Annotated in this window: 17 protein-coding genes; 10 read left to right on the plus strand and 7 right to left on the minus strand. The window is 72.4% G+C overall.

What is annotated here, in order from left to right; translation table 11 throughout:
* Window positions 1–132 precede the first annotated feature (132 nt).
* On the minus strand, window positions 133–627 hold the full coding sequence (locus ACFTZC_RS09235; protein WP_382888151.1) for a DUF6643 family protein: 495 nt from the start codon (window positions 625–627) through the stop codon (window positions 133–135).
* Window positions 628–904: 277 nt separating this feature from the next.
* Here ACFTZC_RS09235 and ACFTZC_RS09240 point away from each other — a divergent pair, with 277 nt between their 5' ends.
* Window positions 905–2,275 carry a TerD family protein gene (locus ACFTZC_RS09240; protein WP_382888363.1) on the plus strand — a complete coding sequence of 457 codons (1,371 nt, stop codon included), beginning with the start codon at window positions 905–907 and terminating at the stop codon, window positions 2,273–2,275.
* A gap of 31 nt (window positions 2,276–2,306) precedes the next feature.
* On the opposite strand, the gene ACFTZC_RS09245 is transcribed toward ACFTZC_RS09240, so the two are convergent.
* Window positions 2,307–3,515 (minus strand): glycosyltransferase, encoded by a 1,209-nt coding sequence (locus ACFTZC_RS09245; protein ID WP_382888152.1) that lies wholly within the window; start codon window positions 3,513–3,515, stop codon window positions 2,307–2,309.
* Window positions 3,516–3,573: 58 nt separating this feature from the next.
* On the opposite strand from ACFTZC_RS09245, the gene ACFTZC_RS09250 reads away from it, so the two are divergent.
* Both ACFTZC_RS09250 and ACFTZC_RS09255 read left to right on the plus strand, forming a co-directional pair.
* Window positions 3,574–4,356 carry a glutamate racemase gene (locus ACFTZC_RS09250; RefSeq protein ID WP_382888153.1) on the plus strand — a complete coding sequence of 261 codons (783 nt, stop codon included), beginning with the start codon at window positions 3,574–3,576 and terminating at the stop codon, window positions 4,354–4,356.
* A 73-nt stretch (window positions 4,357–4,429) separates the two neighbouring features.
* Window positions 4,430–4,996, plus strand: a complete 567-nt coding sequence (locus tag ACFTZC_RS09255; protein WP_382888154.1) for a hypothetical protein — start codon at window positions 4,430–4,432, stop codon at window positions 4,994–4,996.
* Window positions 4,997–5,044: 48 nt separating this feature from the next.
* On the opposite strand, the gene ACFTZC_RS09260 is transcribed toward ACFTZC_RS09255, so the two are convergent.
* The gene (locus tag ACFTZC_RS09260) at window positions 5,045–6,121 is read right to left on the minus strand and encodes an O-antigen ligase family protein (protein WP_382888155.1); all 1,077 of its coding nucleotides are present in this window, start codon (window positions 6,119–6,121) and stop codon (window positions 5,045–5,047) included.
* A 263-nt stretch (window positions 6,122–6,384) separates the two neighbouring features.
* Between ACFTZC_RS09260 and lnt the strand changes: the two genes are divergently transcribed.
* Window positions 6,385–7,992, plus strand: a complete 1,608-nt coding sequence (gene lnt, locus ACFTZC_RS09265) for an apolipoprotein N-acyltransferase (protein ID WP_382888156.1) — start codon at window positions 6,385–6,387, stop codon at window positions 7,990–7,992.
* A gap of 30 nt (window positions 7,993–8,022) precedes the next feature.
* Window positions 8,023–8,517 (plus strand): NUDIX domain-containing protein, encoded by a 495-nt coding sequence (locus ACFTZC_RS09270; protein WP_382888157.1) that lies wholly within the window; start codon window positions 8,023–8,025, stop codon window positions 8,515–8,517.
* Here the strand turns inward: ACFTZC_RS09270 and ACFTZC_RS09275 are convergent.
* The 3 genes from ACFTZC_RS09275 to ACFTZC_RS09285 are packed head-to-tail and all read right to left on the minus strand — an operon-like array spanning window position 8,495 to window position 11,555.
* Window positions 8,495–9,328 carry a carbohydrate ABC transporter permease gene (locus ACFTZC_RS09275; protein WP_382888158.1) on the minus strand — a complete coding sequence of 278 codons (834 nt, stop codon included), beginning with the start codon at window positions 9,326–9,328 and terminating at the stop codon, window positions 8,495–8,497. The two genes, ACFTZC_RS09270 and ACFTZC_RS09275, sit on opposite strands and share 23 nt — an antisense overlap.
* Window positions 9,325–10,197, minus strand: a complete 873-nt coding sequence (locus ACFTZC_RS09280; RefSeq protein ID WP_382888159.1) for a carbohydrate ABC transporter permease — start codon at window positions 10,195–10,197, stop codon at window positions 9,325–9,327. The genes ACFTZC_RS09275 and ACFTZC_RS09280 overlap by 4 nt, the downstream gene beginning before the upstream one ends.
* The gene (locus ACFTZC_RS09285) at window positions 10,194–11,555 is read right to left on the minus strand and encodes an ABC transporter substrate-binding protein (protein ID WP_382888161.1); all 1,362 of its coding nucleotides are present in this window, start codon (window positions 11,553–11,555) and stop codon (window positions 10,194–10,196) included. The genes ACFTZC_RS09280 and ACFTZC_RS09285 overlap by 4 nt, the downstream gene beginning before the upstream one ends.
* A 269-nt stretch (window positions 11,556–11,824) precedes the next feature.
* On the opposite strand from ACFTZC_RS09285, the gene ACFTZC_RS09290 reads away from it, so the two are divergent.
* The 3 genes from ACFTZC_RS09290 (at window position 11,825) to ACFTZC_RS09300 (ending at window position 15,705) form a co-directional block, all read left to right on the plus strand.
* Window positions 11,825–12,847 (plus strand): LacI family DNA-binding transcriptional regulator, encoded by a 1,023-nt coding sequence (locus ACFTZC_RS09290; protein WP_382888162.1) that lies wholly within the window; start codon window positions 11,825–11,827, stop codon window positions 12,845–12,847.
* Between the two features lie 200 nt (window positions 12,848–13,047).
* Window positions 13,048–14,982 carry a cellulase family glycosylhydrolase gene (locus ACFTZC_RS09295; protein WP_382888163.1) on the plus strand — a complete coding sequence of 645 codons (1,935 nt, stop codon included), beginning with the start codon at window positions 13,048–13,050 and terminating at the stop codon, window positions 14,980–14,982.
* Window positions 14,983–15,039: 57 nt separating this feature from the next.
* Window positions 15,040–15,705, plus strand: a complete 666-nt coding sequence (locus ACFTZC_RS09300) for a hypothetical protein (RefSeq protein ID WP_382888164.1) — start codon at window positions 15,040–15,042, stop codon at window positions 15,703–15,705.
* Between the two features lie 58 nt (window positions 15,706–15,763).
* Here the strand turns inward: ACFTZC_RS09300 and ACFTZC_RS09305 are convergent, their stop codons facing one another.
* The gene (locus ACFTZC_RS09305; RefSeq protein ID WP_382888165.1) at window positions 15,764–16,708 is read right to left on the minus strand and encodes a D-2-hydroxyacid dehydrogenase family protein; all 945 of its coding nucleotides are present in this window, start codon (window positions 16,706–16,708) and stop codon (window positions 15,764–15,766) included.
* Between the two features lie 94 nt (window positions 16,709–16,802).
* Here ACFTZC_RS09305 and ACFTZC_RS09310 point away from each other — a divergent pair, with 94 nt between their 5' ends.
* Both ACFTZC_RS09310 and ACFTZC_RS09315 read left to right on the plus strand, forming a co-directional pair.
* Window positions 16,803–17,819 (plus strand): helix-turn-helix transcriptional regulator, encoded by a 1,017-nt coding sequence (locus ACFTZC_RS09310; RefSeq protein ID WP_382888166.1) that lies wholly within the window; start codon window positions 16,803–16,805, stop codon window positions 17,817–17,819.
* Between the two features lie 170 nt (window positions 17,820–17,989).
* Window positions 17,990–19,639, plus strand: coding sequence for an ABC transporter substrate-binding protein (locus ACFTZC_RS09315; protein ID WP_382888168.1), 1,650 nt, complete (start codon window positions 17,990–17,992; stop codon window positions 19,637–19,639).

Consider the following 19,639-nt stretch of genomic DNA (forward strand, 5'->3'; position numbering starts at 1 on the left):
CGCCCGACGGGGCCCGCCTTGCCCCGGCCCGGGGCATGGCCGGATGTCGCCGCTGCCCCCTGCCGCCCCTGCTGTCCGGTACCTCCTGTCCCGGTGCCTCCCGTCGGCGCCCCGGGCCCTGAGCGGGCTGTCTCAGTAACCCCGGCCCTGGTAGGGCCGGTTGTACGGGTCCTCGTACTGCTGAGGCGCCGCGGGGGCCGGGCGCGCCGCGGCCGGACGCATCGCCTCGTACCCGGTACCGGGCATCGGACGCTGCGGCTGGGGCTGCCCGTACTGCTGGGGCTGGGGAGCCTGCTGGTAGCCCCGGGGCGCGGCGGCCTGCTGCGGGATGTACGGAGCCGGTGCCTGCTGGAGCGGCATCGGCTGCGGCATCTGCTGCATGGGCTGCTGCTGCGGGTAGCCGCCCCCGTAGGACGGGGTGGAGTGCGAGGGCGCCGCCGGAAGGGCCGGCAGCGCGGCGGGCAGGGCCGGCAGATAGCTGTTGCCCGTGTCGTAGGCGGCGGGCACTCGGATCGGAGCGATCTGAGGCGTGCCCCGCTCCGCGACCAGGGAGTCGTAGATCGGGGTGTCCGGGAACGCCGGGGCGGTGTAGTAACCGCCGCCGTAGGTGGCGCGGGGGGAGGTCATGGAACATAAGTTAAGCCCAGGACGCGCCGGTTGGGGAGTCGGGATTGGGGGTTCTTTGGGGACCTCTGGGTGTCTTCGCATCCCCAATGCGAGCGAACGTGGGAAAAACGGTCGTCCTGACGCGTCGGGATCGTGTAAAAGGCAAGTTCGCGGGGGGTTACCAGTGAGTCCCGCGGTGTCCGCGCTGTTGGCGGGGTTCACCGCGCCGCCGTCTCGATTAGGTTTGACGGGACCGAATCCTCGGACTCAGCGATGCGCGATGGGGGCGAGCATGTCCATGCTTAAAGGAGCCAATCTTCCGCTGGCGGCGCCCGCCGTCCGCGTCGAATTGGGATGGCGTTCAGGACCGGGGGTGCCGGACGTCGACGCGTCGGCCCTCCTGCTCGTCTCCGGAAAGGTCCGTTCGGACGCGGACTTCGTCTTCTACAACCAGCCGCGGCACGCCTCGGGGGCGGTGCGGCACGAAGGCAAGAAGCCCGGGGGAGCCGAGGTCACGGACACCCTCGCGGTGGATCTCGCCGGGGTCGAACCCGCCGTCGAGCGGATCGTCCTCGCGGCCTCCGCCGACGGCGGCACCTTCGGCCGGGTTCCGGGACTGCGCGTACGGGTGCTGGACGCGGCCACCGGCGCGGAGCTCGCGCGGTACGACTCCACGGACGCGACCGTCGAGACGGCGTTCGTCGTCGGCGAGCTGTACCGCCGCCAGGGACAGTGGAAGTTCCGGGCCGTCGGGCAGGGATACGGCAGCGGACTCGCCGGTCTGGCAACGGACTTCGGCATCTCGGTCGACGACCCGGGCCCCTCGGCCCCGGCCCCGGCGCCGTCCCGCACCACGCCGCCCGCCCCGGCCCGGCCCGCGCGCCCGGCACGGACCGCGCCGTCCGTACCGCCCGCGCCGTCCGTACCTCCCACGCGCCCGACCGTTCCCTCGGCGGCCCCGACGCCCCCGACAGCCCCGACAGCCCCGACGCCCCCGGCGCAGTCCGCTCCGTCCCGCCCCGCCGCGCCCGTACGGCTCAGCAAGGTGACGCTGACGAAGGACGCGCCCTCCGTCTCCCTCGCCAAACAGGGCGGAACCTCGGGCGCGATGCGCGTGAACCTCAACTGGCAGGTGCGTAAACAGTTCAAGGGATGGGGCGCCAAACTCGGCCGGGCCGTCGCCATGCACGGAGATCTCGATCTCGACCTGTGCGCGCTCTACGAACTGACCGACGGCCGCAAAGGCGTGGTCCAGGCCCTCGGTAATGCCTTCGGCGCCCTCAACCAGCCGCCGTACATCCATCTCGACGGCGACGACCGCACGGGCGCCGTCTCCAGCGGTGAGAACCTCACCATCAACCTCGACCACAAGGACCGGCTGCGCCGCGTCGTCATCTTCGTGACCATCTACGAAGGCGCCCGCAGTTTCGCGGATCTCGACGCGACGGTCACGCTCCAGCCGCAGCACGGCGCCGCGATCGACTTCTCGCTCGGCGAATGCACGGTGGCCTCGACGGTCTGCTCACTCGCGCTGATCACCAATACCGGTTCCGACCTCGTCGTCCAGCGCGAGGCACGCTTTCTCGTACCGGAACGGGGCGTCAGCCCGCAGCGCACCATCGATTACGCCTACGGATGGGGCATGAACTGGACACCCGGCAGGAAGTGACCTACGCCGACGGCCGGACCACCCCCGTCCGTCAGGGGTCGGGGGCGGTCTCAGGACGGGTGTACGTCCGGCCCTTCCAGGCCGCCCCGCGCCCCCGGTGGTGCAGCACCGCGGAATCGACCGTCATCAGCAGATAGAGCAGCGCCGTGAACGGCAGCAGCGGAGCCAGCCACAGGGACAGCCGGTAGTAGCGCAGTATCGGGACGTACGTCCCCGTCATCACCGCCCACGCCGCGAACCCCAGCCACCCCGCGGCCCCGTTCCCGCCGAACACCCCCACGCACAACGCCACGGGCGGCGCCAGATAGACCACCGCCATCCCCGCCACCGTGCCCAGGAGCAGCAGCGGACTGTGCCGCAGCTGGGCGTACGCGCTGCGCGAGACCATCCGCCACAGATCGGCCAGCCGCGGATAGGGCCGCACACTGTCCACCCGCTCCGCCAGCCCCAGCCAGATCCGTCCGCCGCTGCGCCGCACCGCGCGGGCCAGGGACACGTCGTCGATCACGGCCTGGCGGATCGACTCCGGCACCCGGGCCCGCACGGCGGCCTCCGTACGCAGCAGGACGCAGCCGCCCGCGGCGGCCGAGGTCCGCGCGCCCGGACGGTTGATCCGGCGGAACGGATAGAGCTGCGCGAAGAAGTACACGAACGCGGGGACGATGAGCTTCTCCCAGCCGCTGACGACCCGCAGCCGCGCCATCTGCGAGACGAGGTCGAACCCCTCCGGCCTCGCGGAGGCCACCAGCTCCCGCAGGCTGTCCGGCTCATGGGCGATGTCCGCGTCCGTCAGCAGCAGGTACTCGGGATCGCGGGCGCGGGCCAGCGCGATGCCGTGCCGCAGCGCCCACAGCTTGCCGGTCCAGCCGGGCTCGGGCTCGCCGGGCGACGCGACGGTCAGCGGCAGCCCGCCGTAGCGCGCCGAGAGCTCCCGCGCCAGGGCGGCCGTCCCGTCCCGGCTGCCGTCGTCGATCAGGAAGATCTCCGCGCTGCCCGGATAGACCTGGGCCAGGAGGGACGGCAGCGACTGCGGCAGTACGGCGGCCTCGTCCCGCGCCGGTACGACGACGGCGACCGAGGGCCAGGACCGGCCGTCGTCCCCCTCGTGCCCCTTGGGATCGTCCGCGCACCTCTCGTGCGCGGGCAGCCGCTGATCCGTACGCCAGAAGAACCCCTGACCCAGCAACAGCCAGCACCACGCGGCCAGCGAACCCACGGCGATCCAGACAACGGCGCTCATTCGCCGCAGTCTGCACCACCTGAGGAGGACCGCAAGTGCCGTCGACTATGGTGACCGGGTGAAGATCGCGCTCATGGACTCCGGCATCGGCCTGCTCGCGGCGGCGGACGCGGTACGGCGGCTGTGCCCCGAAGCCGATCTCGTCCTCTCCTCGGACCCCGACTCGATGCCCTGGGGGCCCCGTACCCCCGAGGACGTCACCGAGCTCGCCCTCGCCGTCGCCCGCGCCGCGGCCGGGCACCGCCCCGACGCCCTGATCATCGCCTGCAACACCGCCTCGGTCCACGCGCTGCCCGCGCTCCGCGCCGAACTGGAGCCGCGGCTGCCCGTCATCGGCACCGTCCCGGCGATCAAGCCGGCGGCCTCCGGTGGCGGCGCCGTCGCGATCTGGGCGACCCCGGCCACCACCGGCAGCCCGTACCAGCGCGCCCTGATCCGCGACTTCGCCGCCGCGGCCGACGTCACCGAAGTGCCGTGCCCCGGGCTCGCGGACGCGGTGCAGCACGCGGACGAGGAGGCGATCGACCGCGCGGTGGCGGCCGCCGCCGCGCTGACACCGCGTGGCGTACGGGCCGTCGTCCTCGGCTGCACCCACTACGAGCTGGTCGCCGGGCGTATCCTCGCCGCGGTCCGCGAGCCCGGCCTGCCGGACCCCGCGCTGTACGGCTCGGCCGGCGCGGTCGCCGCACAGGCGCTGCGCCGGGCCGGCGGGCGGCCCGGGCCCGGCGGTGCCGTCGGGCGGCTCACCGTGCTGCTGGGCGGGCGCGAGTCCGCGCTGCCGCCCTCCGCGCTGGCCTACGCGGAGGGGCGGGCGCTCGCGGGTCTCGTACGGGCCGAGTGACCCGTTCGGCGTAGCGCCCGCCGGTTGTCCACAGGGGCTCCCCGAGGGGCGGAATCTGAGTACGCTGCATGGCATGAAGGAGCATCCCGGGCCCGAGAGCCCGGTGGCCCCGCCCCCGCCGGAGACCTGGAACGGCCGGGCCACCAATCGTGTGCAGTGGCTGCTGGCGGCCGTCGGCGCGGCGTGCGTCGCGCTCGGCGTCGAGCTGGCCGTCGACTCCAGCTGGAACAGCGGTCCCGTGGCCCTGCTGATGTCCGTCGTCGGCTGTGTGGCGGCGGGCCTGCTGATCCTCTTCGGCACGCTCGCCTTCGTCCATGTGGCTGTCAGTGTCGACGAGGAGTGCCTGGAGGTGCGCTGCGGCCACATGGGCCTGCCCCGCAGACGCATCGAGTTCGCCCAGGTGGTGGACGCGGACTTCGCGCCCCGGGTCACCCCGCGCCAGTGGGGCGGCTGGGGCTACCGCTGGCGCCCCGAGATGGGCACGGCGGTGGTGGTGCGGCGGGGCGAGGCCCTGGTCCTCAAGCTCGGCGACGGCCGGACGTTCACGGTCACGGTGGACGACGCCGAGTCGGCGGTACGGATCATCCGCCACCGGCTGGCCCTGCTGCCCGCGCCCGGCACCGGCGCGGCAGGCGCCTGAGCCCCCGCGCGGCTGTTCTCCCGGGCGGCCATGCCCGTACACCTGCGCCTAGACCTCCGCCGGGGTCCCGGTCCGCGCGCTGGCGGCCGGTTCGGGCGGCGCGCCGGTGCCCGCCGCCGGCCGGGCCGTCGCCAGCCCGGCCAGCAGTCCCGCGCCCGCCGTCACCTGCGTGAAGCTCAGCGCGTTCCCCACGGTCGCCACCGCGGCCAGCGCCGTCAGCGTGGCCCCCGCCGTCAGAATCACCGGAGTGGAGCAGGGCGAGCGCCCCAGTACGTACAGCAACCAGCCGAACAGCGCCCCCAGCAGCACCACCCCCACCACACCCTGCTCGGCCGCCTGCTGGAGCGGTGCCGAATGCGGCTTGCCGTCGTCGTCCAGCGAGCGGGACACCGACGGGCTGAGATCACCGAACCGGTCCGGGCCGATCCCGCGCCCCGGACGCTCCCTCGCCAGCTCGGCGGCGTCGTGCCACAGCTCCACCCGGTGCTGGGTGAGCTGTCCCTCCAGGGAGACCGTGAGCCCCTCGGGGAGCGCGCGCTCCGCCACCGCCCAGGACGTCCCGACGATCAGTGCCGTGATCAGCGCGTACCCCGCGAGCCACAGGACGCGCCCGCGCAGCCGGGCCGCGGCCAGCGAACACAGCAGCACGCCGACGGTGGCGAGGAACCCCACGACCGAGCCGAGCAGCAGCGCGCAGCCCGCGATCACCAGGGCCAGCAGCCGCAGCGCCAGCCGCCCGGACGCCCGGCGGGCCCCCGTACCGGCGCAGCAGGCGGCCCCGCCGCCCAGTACCAGCAGCGCGGCCACCGCGCCGGAGTCGCCGGGAGGGGCGGCCGCGCTCACCGCCGTGCCGAACGTCTCCTGGCTTGATGCGATCGCTCCGGCGAGCCAGAGGAGCGCCATGGCGGACGCGGCCGCGACCGGTACGAGCGATCCGCTGATCCGGCCGACGACGTACCCCGTGGTGACGGCGAGTACCGCGAGCAGCACCCCCTCGGGCCTGGCCTCCCGCCCGGCCGTGCTGATCAGCGCCCATACGGCGCAGCCGGCGAGCAGCGCGGCGCCGACCGCGTCGGGTGCTCTGCCGCGCCGCCCCGCCGCGGTCCGTTCCGCCGGTGCGGACATGGTGCCGACCCCCCAGGGCCTGTCGCTCGAACTGTGCCGGGTCTCTCTCCGCGCGCATGGCCGGATCCAGCCCGTACGTCACGGACTGGCGCACACGTTAACGGCAGGGACGGGCGTTTGTGGAGGGATTGCGGAGAAGGATTCCCTCGGGTCCCGGCCGACGCCCCCGCCGGGACCGCGGCTTCCGCGCCCCGGCGCGGGCGCCGGCGGAAGGGCACCGGTCTCGCTCCCGGCACCGGCGGTGTCACCGTAGACTCCGGCAGGTGAGCGCCACCATGACCACCGTCGAACCCCCGCAGCCCGCCGCCCCGACCGGCCCCGGGCCGTCCCTGTTCCGGCGGTTCGCCCGACCGGCCGGAGCCGCGGCGGCCGGTCTGCTGCTCTACGCGAGCTTCCCGCCCCGCACCCTGTGGTGGCTGGCCCTGCCCGGCTTCGCCCTGCTCGCCTGGAGCCTGTACGGGCGCCGGCCGCGGGCGGCGCTCGGCCTCGGCTATCTCGCGGGGCTCGGCTTCCTGCTGCCGCTGCTGTACTGGACCGGCACCGAGGTGGGACCGGGCCCCTGGCTCGGTCTCGTGGCGCTGGAAGCCGTGTTCATCGCGTTCACCGGGCTCGGGATCGCCGCCGTCAGCAAGCTGCCGCTGTGGCCGGTCTGGGCCGCGGCGGTCTGGATCCTCGGCGAGGCGGCGCGCGCCCGGTTGCCGTTCGGCGGGTTCCCCTGGGGCAAGATCGCCTTCGGCCAGGCGGACGGCGTCTTCCTGCCGCTCGCCGCGGTCGGCGGCACCCCCGTGCTCGGCTTCGCCGTAGTGCTCTGCGGCTTCGGGCTGTACGAGGGCGTCCGCCAGGTCCTCGCGTACCGCGCGACCCGCACGGTCCCGCGGGGAGCGGTCGCCGCGGCGGCGGCCACCGTCCTCGTCCCGGTCGTCGCGGCGCTCGCCGCACTGCCGCTCGTCAGCGACTCGGCGCAGGACGGGACCGCGACCGTCGCCGCGATCCAGGGCAACGTGCCGCGCGCCGGCCTGGAGTTCAACGCCCAGCGCCGGGCCGTCCTCGACAACCATGTGCGCAGGACGCTTCAGCTCGCGGCCGACGTGAAGGCGGGCAAGGAGCCGCGGCCCGACGTCGTGCTGTGGCCGGAGAACTCCTCCGACATCGACCCGTACCGCAACGCCGACGCGTACGACGTGATCGACCAGGCGGCCAAGGCGATCGGCGCCCCGATCTCCGTCGGTGCCGTCGTCACGCCCGACAGCGGCCCGCTGTACAACCGGCAGATCCTCTGGGACCCCGAGCGCGGCCCGACCGCCACGTACGACAAGCGGGAGATCCAGCCGTTCGGCGAGTACCTTCCGCTGCGCTCCGTGGTGCGGTGGGTCAGCCCCGGCTACGCGGAGATGGTCCGCAGGGACTTCGGCCGCGGCGACAGAACCGGTGTTTTCGACATGGCCGGCACCGAGGTCGGCCTCGCCACCTGCTACGAGGCGGCGTTCGACTGGACCGTAAGGGACGCCGTCACGCACGGCGCCCAGCTCATCTCCGTACCCAGCAACAACGCCACGTTCGACCGCAGCGAGATGACGTACCAGCAGCTCGCGATGTCACGGGTGCGGGCCGTCGAGCACAGCAGGACCGTGGTCGTCCCGGTCACCAGCGGGGTCAGCGCCATCATCCAGCCCGACGGCCGGATCACCGAGCGGAGCGGGATGTTCACCCCGGACGCGCTGGTCGCGAAGGTCCCGCTGCGCTCCTCGCTGACGCCCGCGACCCGGCTCGGCCCGCTGCCCGAGGCGCTGCTGGTGGCCGTCGCGGTGGCCGGACTGGGCTGGGTGGCGGTCGGCGCCGCACGCGACCGGCGTGCGCGGAAGGCGGCTTGAGCACCGGAGCCGCCGGTTAGGGTCGGTGGCATGGGAACCCCTGACTTCATCCGTGAGATCCGGGCCGACGCCGGCCACCAGCTGCTCTTCCTTCCGGGCGTGAGCGCCATCGTCTTCGACGACGAGGGGCGCGTCCTGCTCGGGCGGCGCGCCGACACGGGCGGGTGGTCGGTCATCGGCGGCATCCCCGAGCCGGGGGAGCAGCCCGCCGTCGCGGCGGTGCGCGAGGTGTACGAGGAAACCGCCGTACGGTGCGAGGCGGAGCGGGTCGTGCTCGTCCAGACGCTGAAGCCGGTCGTCTATCCCAACGGCGACACGTGCCAGTACATGGACATCACCTTCCGCTGCCGGGCCGTCGGGGGCGAGGCGCGGGTCAACGACGACGAGTCGCTGGACGTCGCGTGGTTCTCCGTGGACGCCCTGCCGGAGCTGCCCGAGTTCGCGCGCTTCCGGATCAAGCAGGCGCTCAACGACGCGCCCACCTGGTTCGCCCCCGGCGGTCTCAGCGGGTCGCACCCCGCGTGAAGCCGTTGTAGATGTAGCGCTGGAGGAAGAGGAACGCGACCAGCGTCGGCACGATGACCAGCACCGCCCCCGCCGAGATGTTCTCCCAGTGCGCCCCGAAAGGGCCCTTGAAGCGGAACAACGACGTGGAGATGGTGCCCAGTTCCTCGGACGGCATGTAGAGGAACGGGATGTAGAAGTCGTTGTAGACCGTGATGCCCTTGATGATGACCACCGTGGCGACGGCCGGCTTGAGCAGCGGGAAGATGATCCTCCAGAAGACCGTGAGGGAGTTCGCGCCGTCCAGCCGCGCCGATTCGTCGAGCGAGACCGGGATCCCCCGGATGAACTGGAGGAAGATGTAGATCGAGACGATGTCGGTGCCCATGTAGAGCACGATCGGCGCCCAGATCGAGTCGTAGAGACCGAAGCTGTTGACGATCTGGAAGGTCGCCACCTGCGTCGTCACCCCGGGCACCAGCGTCGCGACCAGGAAGAGCGCGACCACCAGCCGCCGGAACCGGAAGTCGAAGCGGTCGACGGCGTACGCCGTCATGGAGCCGATGACCACCGTCCCGGTGATCGCGAAGAGCAGGATGAACGCGGTGTTCCCGAAGGCGCCGAGCATTTTGCCGTCGGAGAACGCCGTCGCGTAGTTCCCGAAGTTGAGCGGGTTCTCCGGCAGCGCCAGCGCGCCGCTGCCGTCGGCCATCTCCTTCCCGGTCTTCAGCGAGGTCAGGAAGACCACCGTGAGGGGCAGCAGCACCACCACGGCCGCCACCACCAGGGAGAGGTACTTCAGCGAGCCGGCCAGCCGGGCGCGGGCGCTCATACGAGATCCACCTTGTCGTCCGGGACGAGACGGCGCTGCACCCAGGTCACCGCCAGAATGATCAGCAGCAGGACGACCGCCGCCGCCGAGGCCAGCCCTGTCTTGTTGAACTGGAACGCCAGCTTCACGGTCTGGATCACGAAGGTCTCGGTGCCGGTGGCCCCGCCGGTCATGATGTACGGGATCTCGAAGACCGAGAGCGAACCGGAGACCGCGAGGATCACACTGAGGCTCAGCACCGGCCGGATGCCGGGCGCGATGATGTGCCGGAACTGCTGCCATCGGTTCGCCCCGTCCAGTTCGGACGCCTCGTACAGCTCACCGGGGATCGACTGGATCGCGCCGAGGAACAGCACGAAGTTCAGCCCCATGAACCGCCAGACCGAGACCCCGGCCAGGGAGACGTTGGCCGAGGTGGCGGAGGAGAGCCAGGCGTGGTCACCTGCGACCCCGAACAGCCGCAGCACCGAGTCGAGCGTGCCGCCGTCCTGGAAGAAGTAGAGGAAGACGAAGCCGATCGCGACCCCGTTGATCAGATACGGGAAGAACAGCACGCCCTTGAAGAAATTGCGGAACCGGGTGCGGAAGCTCAGCACCGTCGCGAAGTAGAGCGCGGCGGCGATCTGCACCACCGACGCCGCCAGGTAGTAGCCGCTGACGAAGAAGACCTGGAACAGCTCGGGCCGGGTGAACAGCTCCACGTAGTTGCCGATCCCGGTGAACGCGAGGTCCGGGCTGACCCCGTCCCAGTCCGTGAAGCTGTACACGATCATGTTGACGACCGGGGCGTACGTGAAGACCACCAGCAGCGCCAGCGGTACGAGCAGGAAGAGCCAGGGCGTCAGCTCCCGCCACAGCCGGCGCGTCATCGCGCGCCCGCGCTCTTCTCCGCCTCGGTCCAGCGCCGGGAAAGGCCGGCGAGGAACCCGTCGAGATCGCCCCGGGCGGCGCCGCGCGCCACGTCGACCAGGTCCTGGCGGTAGTCCGGCTTCTGGAGGCCGACCTCGGCCGCGTTGTCGATCTCGTTGACCCGCGCCGCGTCCTTCTGGTCCAGCTCGATGAACTTCACGCCCCGGTCCGTGTACGGCTTCAGCACCTCCGGCAGCGGGTCGCCCTTCAGCGGTGAGAGCGCCAGGTTGTCGGCCGCGTACCCGGACTTCTCGGTGAACCAGTCGATCCAGGCGCGCGCCGCCTCCTTCCGCTGCGAGTGGACGTTCACCGCCTGCGCGTAGTCCGGCGACGCGACCGCGCAGAACGCGCCGTCCACCTGGGCGGGGTAGGGCATGAAGCCGATGTCGTCGGGGTCCGTGCCGGCCTGCCCCGCGGCGGCCCGGAACTGGCTGATGGCCCAGGAACCCAGCCACATCGTGGCGATCTCACCTTTCGCCAACCGGGGCTTCGAACCTTCCCAGTTGGTGGTCGACGGGTCCTTCTCGACCAGCTTGCCGCGCACCATGTCGTACAGCAGGGTGTCGATGGCGCGCAGTTCGGACCCCTCGGCCCACGGGTCGGTCGTCGCCAGCAGGTTGTTCGCCTGGGCGTCGCAGCTCACCGAACCCAGTGCGTTGGTCCACGAGGTGAGCGGCCACATGTCCTTGAAGTTGGTGTAGTACGGCACCGCGTCCGTCCGTGACTTGATCGCCTTCAGACCGTCGAGGAAGGCGGCGGGCGTCGTGGGCCACTCGGTGACCCCGGCCCGTTCCCACACCTTCCTGTTGTAGAGGAAGCCGGGCGCCACCCCGATCGGGCTCTGCCCGTAGACCTTGTCGTCCACCGTGGTGAAGGCGGTGAACCGGTACTTCTTCTCCCGCTCCGTCCGACTGCCCAGGGAGGCGAAGAACTTCGGGTAGTCGTTCCGCTTGATCGCGGCCGGGATCATGAGGACGTCGCCGTAGTTCTCGGTGTTCATCCGGATCTTGACCTCCCCCTCGTAGTCGGTGATCCCGTCGAACTCGACGGTCACCTTGGGGTAGACCTTCCGGAACGCGTCGGCGTACTTCTTCATCGTGCCGTCCTGCACCCAGTCCGTGCGGTGGGTCAGCACGGTGATGGTCCCGGAGACCTTCGACGGGTCCTCGGCCGCCTTCGCCTCCTCGCCCCGGGAGGCGGCCCCGCCGCCGGTGCAGCCGGCCACCAGCAGCGCGCCGGCGACGGCGCTGGCGAGCAGGGTCACGGAGGGCGGCGTCCTGCGGCCCGCGCGCGCGGTGATCACGGTCGGTACGGTCATGTCGGCCCCTTGGCTCGGCTGTACGAGGGTGGGTGGGGGTGGTCCGATGGGGGATGGTCCGATGGGGGTGGTCCGCACACCTTCCGGCGCCGTGAAATTAAAGGCGCCGGAAAGCGAGTGTCAATGCCGGTGCATTGCTTTTCTCAACTTCCCCGGTGAACGATGTGCGAGGGCCGGGATTTCCTCCCGGACCGATTCGGCCATATTCATCGCCGGGCCCCGTCCCGGGCCGCTGTCCGTACCTGCGGAGAAAAGCGAGGAACCCCACCGTGAAGCGCCCCACCATGGCCGATATCGCCGATCGGGCCGGCGTCACCAAGGCCGCCGTCTCGTTCGCCCTCAACGACCGCCCCGGCGTCTCGGAACCCACCCGGCGGCGCATCCGGGCCATCGCCCAGGAACTGGGCTGGCAGCCCAACAGCGCGGCGCGGGCGCTCTCCGGGGGCACGGCGGGGGCGTTCGGCCTGGTCATCGACCGCCCGGCGCACACCCTCGGCCTCGAACCCTTCTTCATGCAGCTCATCTCCGGGATCCAGGCCGAACTGATCGCCGACGCCACCCCCCTCCTCTTCACCATGGCCGAGGACCGGGCCACCGAGATCGCGCTCTACCGCTCCTGGTCGGCCCGGCGCCGGGTGGACGGCGTCTTCCTGGTGGACCTGAAGGTCGACGACGCCCGCGTCCCCGTGCTGGAGGAGCTGGGCCTGCCCGCCGTGGTGATCGGCGCGCCCATCGGCACCGGCGGGCTGCCCGCCGTGTGGAGCGACGACGCCGCGGCCGTCACCACCGTCGTCGACCACCTCGCCGGCCTGGGCCATCGCCGACTCGCCCGGGTCGGCGGCCCGGCTCCGCTGCGCCACACGGCGATCCGTACGGCGGCCTTCGACGCGGCCGTACGGGACCGGGGGCTCACCGGCAGGACCGTCGAGGCCGACTACAGCGGGGAGGGCGGCGCGGCGGCCACCCGCGCCCTCCTCGGCGCGGACCGCCCGCCCACCGCGATCCTCTACGACAACGACGTGATGGCCGTGTCGGGTCTGACCGCCGCGCGCTCCCTGGGCGTACGGGTGCCCGCCGACCTCTCCGTCGTCGCCTGGGACGACTCCGCCCTGTGCGAGCTGGTGGACCCGCCGCTGACCGCGCTGAGCAGGGACATCGTGGCCCACGGCGCGCGTGCGGCGCGGATGCTGCGCGAGGCGGCCGGCGGGCTCGCGGTACCGGACCGCCAGGACCCGGCGCCCCGTCTCACCCCGCGCGGCAGCGTCGCGCCGCCGCCCGCGGCAAACACCTAAACCGGTTTACGGTAATGCCGTGCGGGGTTGACGCTAAACCGGTACAGCGATTCACTGGAAAAGATGTGGCACCGACCCCGTCCGCACCGGGGCCGCACACGATCTCCACGCGCACCCGAGGCACTTCCCGCGCACACCGACACACGCACGGACGACACACGCAGGTATTTCATCAGTCCCCCGTTCTAGGGAGTACGAAGATGCCGCGTCCCGCTGCCCGGATTTCCGTCGGCGAGCACCCCGTCACCTGGATCGGCGCCAATTTCTGGTCGCGTACCGGAGGGCCGCTCATGTGGCGCTCGTACCGCGGCGAGGTGGTCGACGAGGAGCTGCGGGTGCTGCGCGACCACGGGCTCAACATGACCCGGTCGTTCTTCTACTGGCCGGACTTCATGCCGGAGCCCGACCGGATCGACGAGCGGCTCTGCGCCCACTACGCGGACTTCCTGGACCGGCACCACGCCCTCGGCATGACCACGGTCCCCACCTTCCTCGTGGGCCACATGTCCGGCGAGAACTGGGACCCGGCCTGGCGCGGCGGCCGGGACCTCTACACCGATGTCTGGCTGGTCTCCCGGCAGGCGTGGTTCGCGCGGGAGATGGCGGCCCGCTTCAAGGACCATCCGGCCGTGGCCGGGTGGCTGGTCTCCAACGAGATGCCGATCTACGGGCGGGCGGGCGCCACGCGGGAGGAGGTGGCCGCCTGGGCCCAGCTCGTGGTGGACGGCGTACGGGCCTCCGGCGCCCGGCAGCCGGTCTCGCTCGGTGACGGCGCCTGGGGCCTGGAGAACTCCGGCCACGACAACGGTTTCCGGCTACGGGACTGCGCCGCCCTCACCGACTGGCTCGGCCCGCACGTCTACCGCATGGAGGACGACCCGGTCCGCCAGCACTACGCGGCCGCGTGGGTGTGCGAACTGACCGGCGGCTTCGGACTCCCCGTCGTCCTGGAGGAGTTCGGGCTCACCTCCGACTTCGCGTCAGGACCGCACGCCGCCCGCTACTACCGCCAGGCGCTCCACAACAGCCTGCTGGCCGGCGCCACCGGCTGGATCGCCTGGAACAACACCGACTACGACACCCTGCGTGAGCAACCGCCCTACTCGCACCACGCCTTCGAGATGCACTTCGGGCTCACCGACAGCGCGGGCACCCCCAAACCCCAGCTCAAGGAGGTCCGGGCGTTCGCGGAACTGCTGGAGCGCATCGACTTCGGCCACTGCGTCCGGCCCGGCACCGACACCGCGCTGGTGGTCTCCTCGTACCTGGACACCCTCTACCCCTTCACCCGGGAGGAGGACCGCTCGTACGTGGAGCGGACCGGGCGGCAGGCCTGGATCAGCTCCCGGCTGGCCGACGCCCCCGCCACCGTCGTACGGGAGAGCGACGGCATCACGGACGGCCACCGGCTCTATCTGCTGCCCTCCACCAAGCAGTTGCTCTCCCCGAGCTGGTACCGGCTGGAGGAACTGGCCCGGGGCGGCGCGACCGTCTACGTCTCCTACTCACCCGGCGCCCACGAGGAGCAGCGCGGCCCTTGGTACGCCCATCTCGACCGGCTCTTCGGGGTCCGGCACACCCTGGAGTACGGCCTGGTCGACCCGATCGAGGACGACACCGTCGAACTCACCCTCACCCGCCCCTTCGGCACCCTCGCCGAGGGCGACACCCTCTCCTTCCGCGCCGCCGGCACGCCGAGCAGCCGGGTCTTCCTGCCCGTGGAGCCGTACGGAGCCGAGGTGCTGGCCACCGACGGCCGGGGGCGCCCCGCCCTGCTGCTGCGCGAGACCGGCGCGGGCGCCGTGGTGCTGTGCACCTACCCGCTGGAGCACATGGCCTCGGTCACACCGCGCGTCAACCCGGAACAGACGGTGCGGCTGTACGACGCGCTCGCCGCGTACGCGGGGGTACGCCGTCCGGTGACCGTGGCCGACCTCAGGGTGGCGGTCGATCTCCTGGACCACGAGGACGGCCGCCGCTATGTCTGGCTGGTGAGCCAGGGCCGGGAGGAACTGGTGGTCAAACCCGTTGTCGAGGCCGGACTGCGGCTGACAGGGCTGGACGGTTCCGCCGCGGACGAGGTCACCCTGGAGCCGTACGGGGTACGGGTGCTGCGGCTGGTCGGGGCAGGCTGAGCGGGGCGGCGGAGGGCTCACTGGGCTCATACAGCTTCGTCGTCCATACTTCCTGCCGTGGAGCAGCGCATAGATCCGAAAATCCAGACCGAGTTCGCCGCGGGGACAGACCCGGCGTACATCCCCGGTCTCGTGGCCCCCGCCCCGCCGAAGCCGGCGGGGAAGGAGCCCGGGCGGGCCGGGGACGAGACCGAGGAGCCGGCCGCCGCCGACGAGGCGGCCGCTCCTGCGACGGCGGAGAAGGGAGAGGAGCAGCCGGAGGCGGAGCAACGACCTGACGAACACGACGGGCACGACGGGCACGGAAAGCGCGACGGACGGGACGGGCCGGAAGAGCGCGACGCGCCGGGCGGGCGGGACGAGGACGGCGAGCGGGATCCGGCGGCGGAGAAGGAGCCGGCGGAGGACGGCCCCGAGGACGGTACCGAGGCCGGCCTTGAGGACGGCCCCGTCTTCGAGGTCAGCGACCGCCGCGGTTCGATCACCGCGGACCGGGAGGGCGTCCGGTTCCGGCTGGACGACCAGGAGGCCGAGTTCGACTGGGACGAGATCGGCGCGGTCGAGGTCAAGACCCCCCGGTTCGGGCGCCGGTTCACGGTCACGGTCCACATCTCGTCGCGCCGCTGGTTCGACGCCGAGGTGGAGGCACCGGCCAAGAACCTCCTCAAGCAGTGGGAGGCGGAGCTGGACGAGGTCCTGGACGCCTACTTCGAGGAGTCCTGACCGAGGAGCCCCGACGGCCGCCTGCCCCCACGGCGGGCGGCCGTCCCCACGGGACACGTCAGCCGTTGAGGACGCGCAGGGGCGTGCCCGCGTGGAACGCCGCGATGTCCTCGGCCGCCTGACCGTAGAACACCTCGTACGTGGCCTCGGTGACATAGCCGAGGTGCGGGGTCAGGACGGTGCGGGGGAGGGTGCGCAGCACGTCGTCGGCGGGCAGCGGCTCCAGGTCGTACACGTCGAGGCCCGCCCCCGCGATCCGCTCGGCGCGCAGGGCCTCGACCAGCGCGGCGGTGTCGATCAGCGGGCCCCGTGAGGTGTTGACGAGCAGGGCCGTCGGCTTCATCCAGGACAGCTCCTGGGCGCCGATCAGCCCGGTACTGCGCTCGCTCAGCTTGTAGTGCACGGTGACGACATCGGCCTGGGAGAAGAGCGTCCGCCGGTCCACCGGCTCCACCCCCGCCGCCCTGGCCCGGTCCGCGTCCAGATTGCTGCTCCAGGCGACGACCCGCATCCCGAACGCGGCGCCGATCGAGGCGACCCGGGAGCCGAGCCGCCCCAGACCGACGACCCCGAGCGTCCGGCCGTGCAGATCGCGGCCGATCGTCCGCTGCCAGCCGCCCTCCCGCATCCCCGCCGCCTCGGCGGGGATGTGCCGGGCCAGCGACAGGATCAGACCCCACGTCAGCTCCGCCGTGGCGTGCGGCACCGACTCCGTCCCGCAGACCGTCACCCCCTGCCGCCGGGCCGCCGCCAGATCCACCGACGCGTTCGCCATCCCGGTGGTCACCAGCAGCCGGAGCGCGGGCAGCCGCTCGAAGAGTTCGGCGGTGAACGGGGTGCGTTCCCGCATGGCGACCACCACGTCGAAACCGGCCAGCGCCGTGCTCACCGCGGCCACGCCGGACAGCGGCTCGTGGAAGAAGACCACGTCGCCGTCGAGCGCGTCCCAGTCGGTGAAACGGCGGGCGGCCCGCTGGTAGTCGTCGAGGACGGCGATACGCATGGATGGCTCCTTCAGGCTGGCAGACGGATCTACGGTCACATGGATCAGTCCAAACAGGCCATCTTCTGACCGGTTTCAGGAGGAGAATGGTCGTATGAGGGCGGATCGTCTGGTGGCGACGCTGCTGTTCCTCCAGTCCCGTGGACGGGTGACCGCGGCCGAGGTGGCGGCCGAGCTGGCCGTGTCGGAGCGCACGGCGCGCCGCGACCTGGAGGCGCTGGCGACCGCCGGTATACCCGTCTACCCGCAGCGTGGCCGGGGCGGCGGCTGGGCGCTGGTGGGCGGGGCGCGGACCGAGCTCACCGGGCTGACCGTCGGCGAGATCCGCGAGCTGTTCCTGGTCGCGGGGGTCTCGCCGGCCGCCCCCGAGCCCCGGACGGCGCCGCGCGGGCTCGTCCGCGCCGTGCCGCAGACACCGCCCGCCGACACCGGCAGTGGCGCCGGCCGTGGCACCGGTCCCGACGTCGAGACCGCGCCGCGGACCGGTGCCCCGGGCGGGGCCGGCCCGTCGCCCACGCCGTACGAGAGCGGCTCCCCGCACCTCAGGGCGCTGGAGCGCGCCGTGGTCGACGGGACGCAGATCCGTCTCGGGTACGAGCGGCCCGGCAGGCCGGCCGAAGGGCGGATCGTCCATCCGCTGGGCCTCGCGACCAAGAACGGCGTCCGCTATCTCGTCGCGGGCACCGGCACCGGCACCGGCGCGGGCGGGCTGCGGATCTTCCGGCTCAGCCGGATCACCTCCGTCGAGCCGACCGGCGAGCCCGTCGTCCGCCCCGAGGGGTTCGACCTCGCCGCGGCCTGGCGCTCCCTCGCCGCGACGATGGAGGACCGGATGCGCGCGGTGACCGTACGGGCACGCGCCGAGCGCGGCGCCGAGGCCCTGCTGCGCGGGCTGTTCACCGGACGGCTGCGGCTCGGCGGACCGCTGCCCCGGGGCTGGATGGAGTTCGAGGTCGACGGGCCCTCGCCAGAGGTCCTGGCGGCCCAACTGGCCGGGCTGGGCGCCCGGATCGAGGTCCTCGCGCCCCCGGCGGCCCGGGCGCACCTGGCGCGCCTCGGGGCCGAACTGGCCGCGCTCTACGGCCCGCCGACGGCCCCCCGCGCAGGCTGACGGAAGCACCCCGCGCCGGCTGACGCAAGCACCTCGCCCCAGGTAACGAGTCGATTTCCCGCGTTAATTTCCGCGCACAAGGGGTTGGCGGGGGAGTGACGCCTGGCTATCGTTCACGCACTTCACCCAATCGTTCAGCGGAACGAATCAATGCGAAGGGTGTCCGGTACATGTCCGACACTGACCGACGAACGGACCCCGGCGCGACCGGCCCGGCCGGGACGGCCGCGGCGTCCGCGATGCCCCGCCGCGCGCTGCTCACCGCCGCGGCGGCCGGCGGCGCGGCGCTCGGCGCCTCCTGGCTGCTCACCGGGTGCTCCGGCGGCGGCGCCCGGACCGGACCGGCGGCGGGCGTCCTGCCCGCCGCGGCGCCCGCCGGCCGGCCCGACCGCGGCGGCACCCTGCGGATCGCCAGGCCGCCCGCCTCCGAGGCGGAGACCCTGGACCCGGCGAGCGCGCTCTCCGCGTACGAATACCTCGGCGCCCTCTACAACCGGCTCGTCCGGGTCGGCCCCGACGGTCTGCTCGCCCCCGACCTCGCCGAGTCCTGGGAACCGGACGACCAGGCCCGTACCTGGACCTTCCGGCTCCGCCGCGGTCTCACCTTCCACGACGGCCGCGCCTTCACCTCCGCCGACGCCGCGTACACCCTCCGCCACATCCTCGACGCCGCGACCGCCTCACCGCAGGCCGCCGTCCTCGCCCCGCTCGTCGACCCGAAGACCCTGCGCACCCCGGACGCCCACACCCTCGTCGTCCCGCTGAAGACCCCGAACGCCGAGTTCCCCAGCCTGCTGACGCACTACAACTGCTATGTCATCCCCGACGGCAGCGCCCGCTCCATCGGCCGCACCGGCATCGGCACCGGACCCTTCCGGCTGACGTCCTTCGCCGCCGCGGGCCCCGGCCGGGTCACCGCGTACGAGGAGCACTGGGCCGGCCGCCCCGTCCTCGACGCCATCGACTTCTACTCCGTCGCCGACATGCAGGCCCGCTCGGGCGCCCTGCTCGCCGGGCAGGTCGATCTGCTCTCCCAGACCAATCTGGACTTCGCCACCGCCCGGGTCGTCGCCGCCTCCGACCGCGCCACCATCACCCGCGTCAAGGACGCACAGTGGTACGTCCTGCCGATGCTCACCACCGAGAAGCCCTTCACCGACGTCCGGGTACGGCAGGCGATGAAGCTCGCCTACGACCCCGAACACGTCCTCAAGGTCGCCCTCCAGGGTGCGGGCACCCTCGGCTGGGACAACCCCGTACCGCCCAGTGACCCCAACCACCTCGCCGCCCACCCCGTGCACGACCCCGAGAAGGCCCGGTATCTCCTCAAGCGGGCGGGCCAGGAGCGGCTGGCCGTCGACCTCCACACCTCGTCCTACGACCCGATCTTCACGCCCATGGCCCTCGCCTACCAGGAGTCGGCCGGGCGCGCCGGCATCCGGGTCAGGGTCAAGACCGCCTCGGCGGACTCGTACTACACCCAGATCTGGATGAAGAAGCCGCTCATGGCCACCTACTGGTTCACCGGCCGCCCCGTCGACCAGCTCCTCAACCAGGTCTTCCGCAGCGGCTCCGGCTACAACGAGACCGCCTGGTCCGACCAGGCGTTCGACGCGCTGCTCGACCGGGCCCGGCGCGAGACCGACGACACGCGCCGGCGCGAACTGTACGGCGAGGCCCAGACCTTCGTGATCGAGAAGGGCGGGGCGATGACCCCGATGTTCGCGGACCGGCTCGTCGGCATCTCCCGGAAGGTGCGCGGCTACGCCGAGCACGGATTCGAGTTCGACTATCTCGGCATCGGCCTGAAGGGAGCCTGA

Origin of the sequence: Streptomyces sp. NPDC056987, assembly GCF_042673865.1 — a bacterium.
GTDB lineage: Bacteria > Actinomycetota > Actinomycetes > Streptomycetales > Streptomycetaceae > Streptomyces.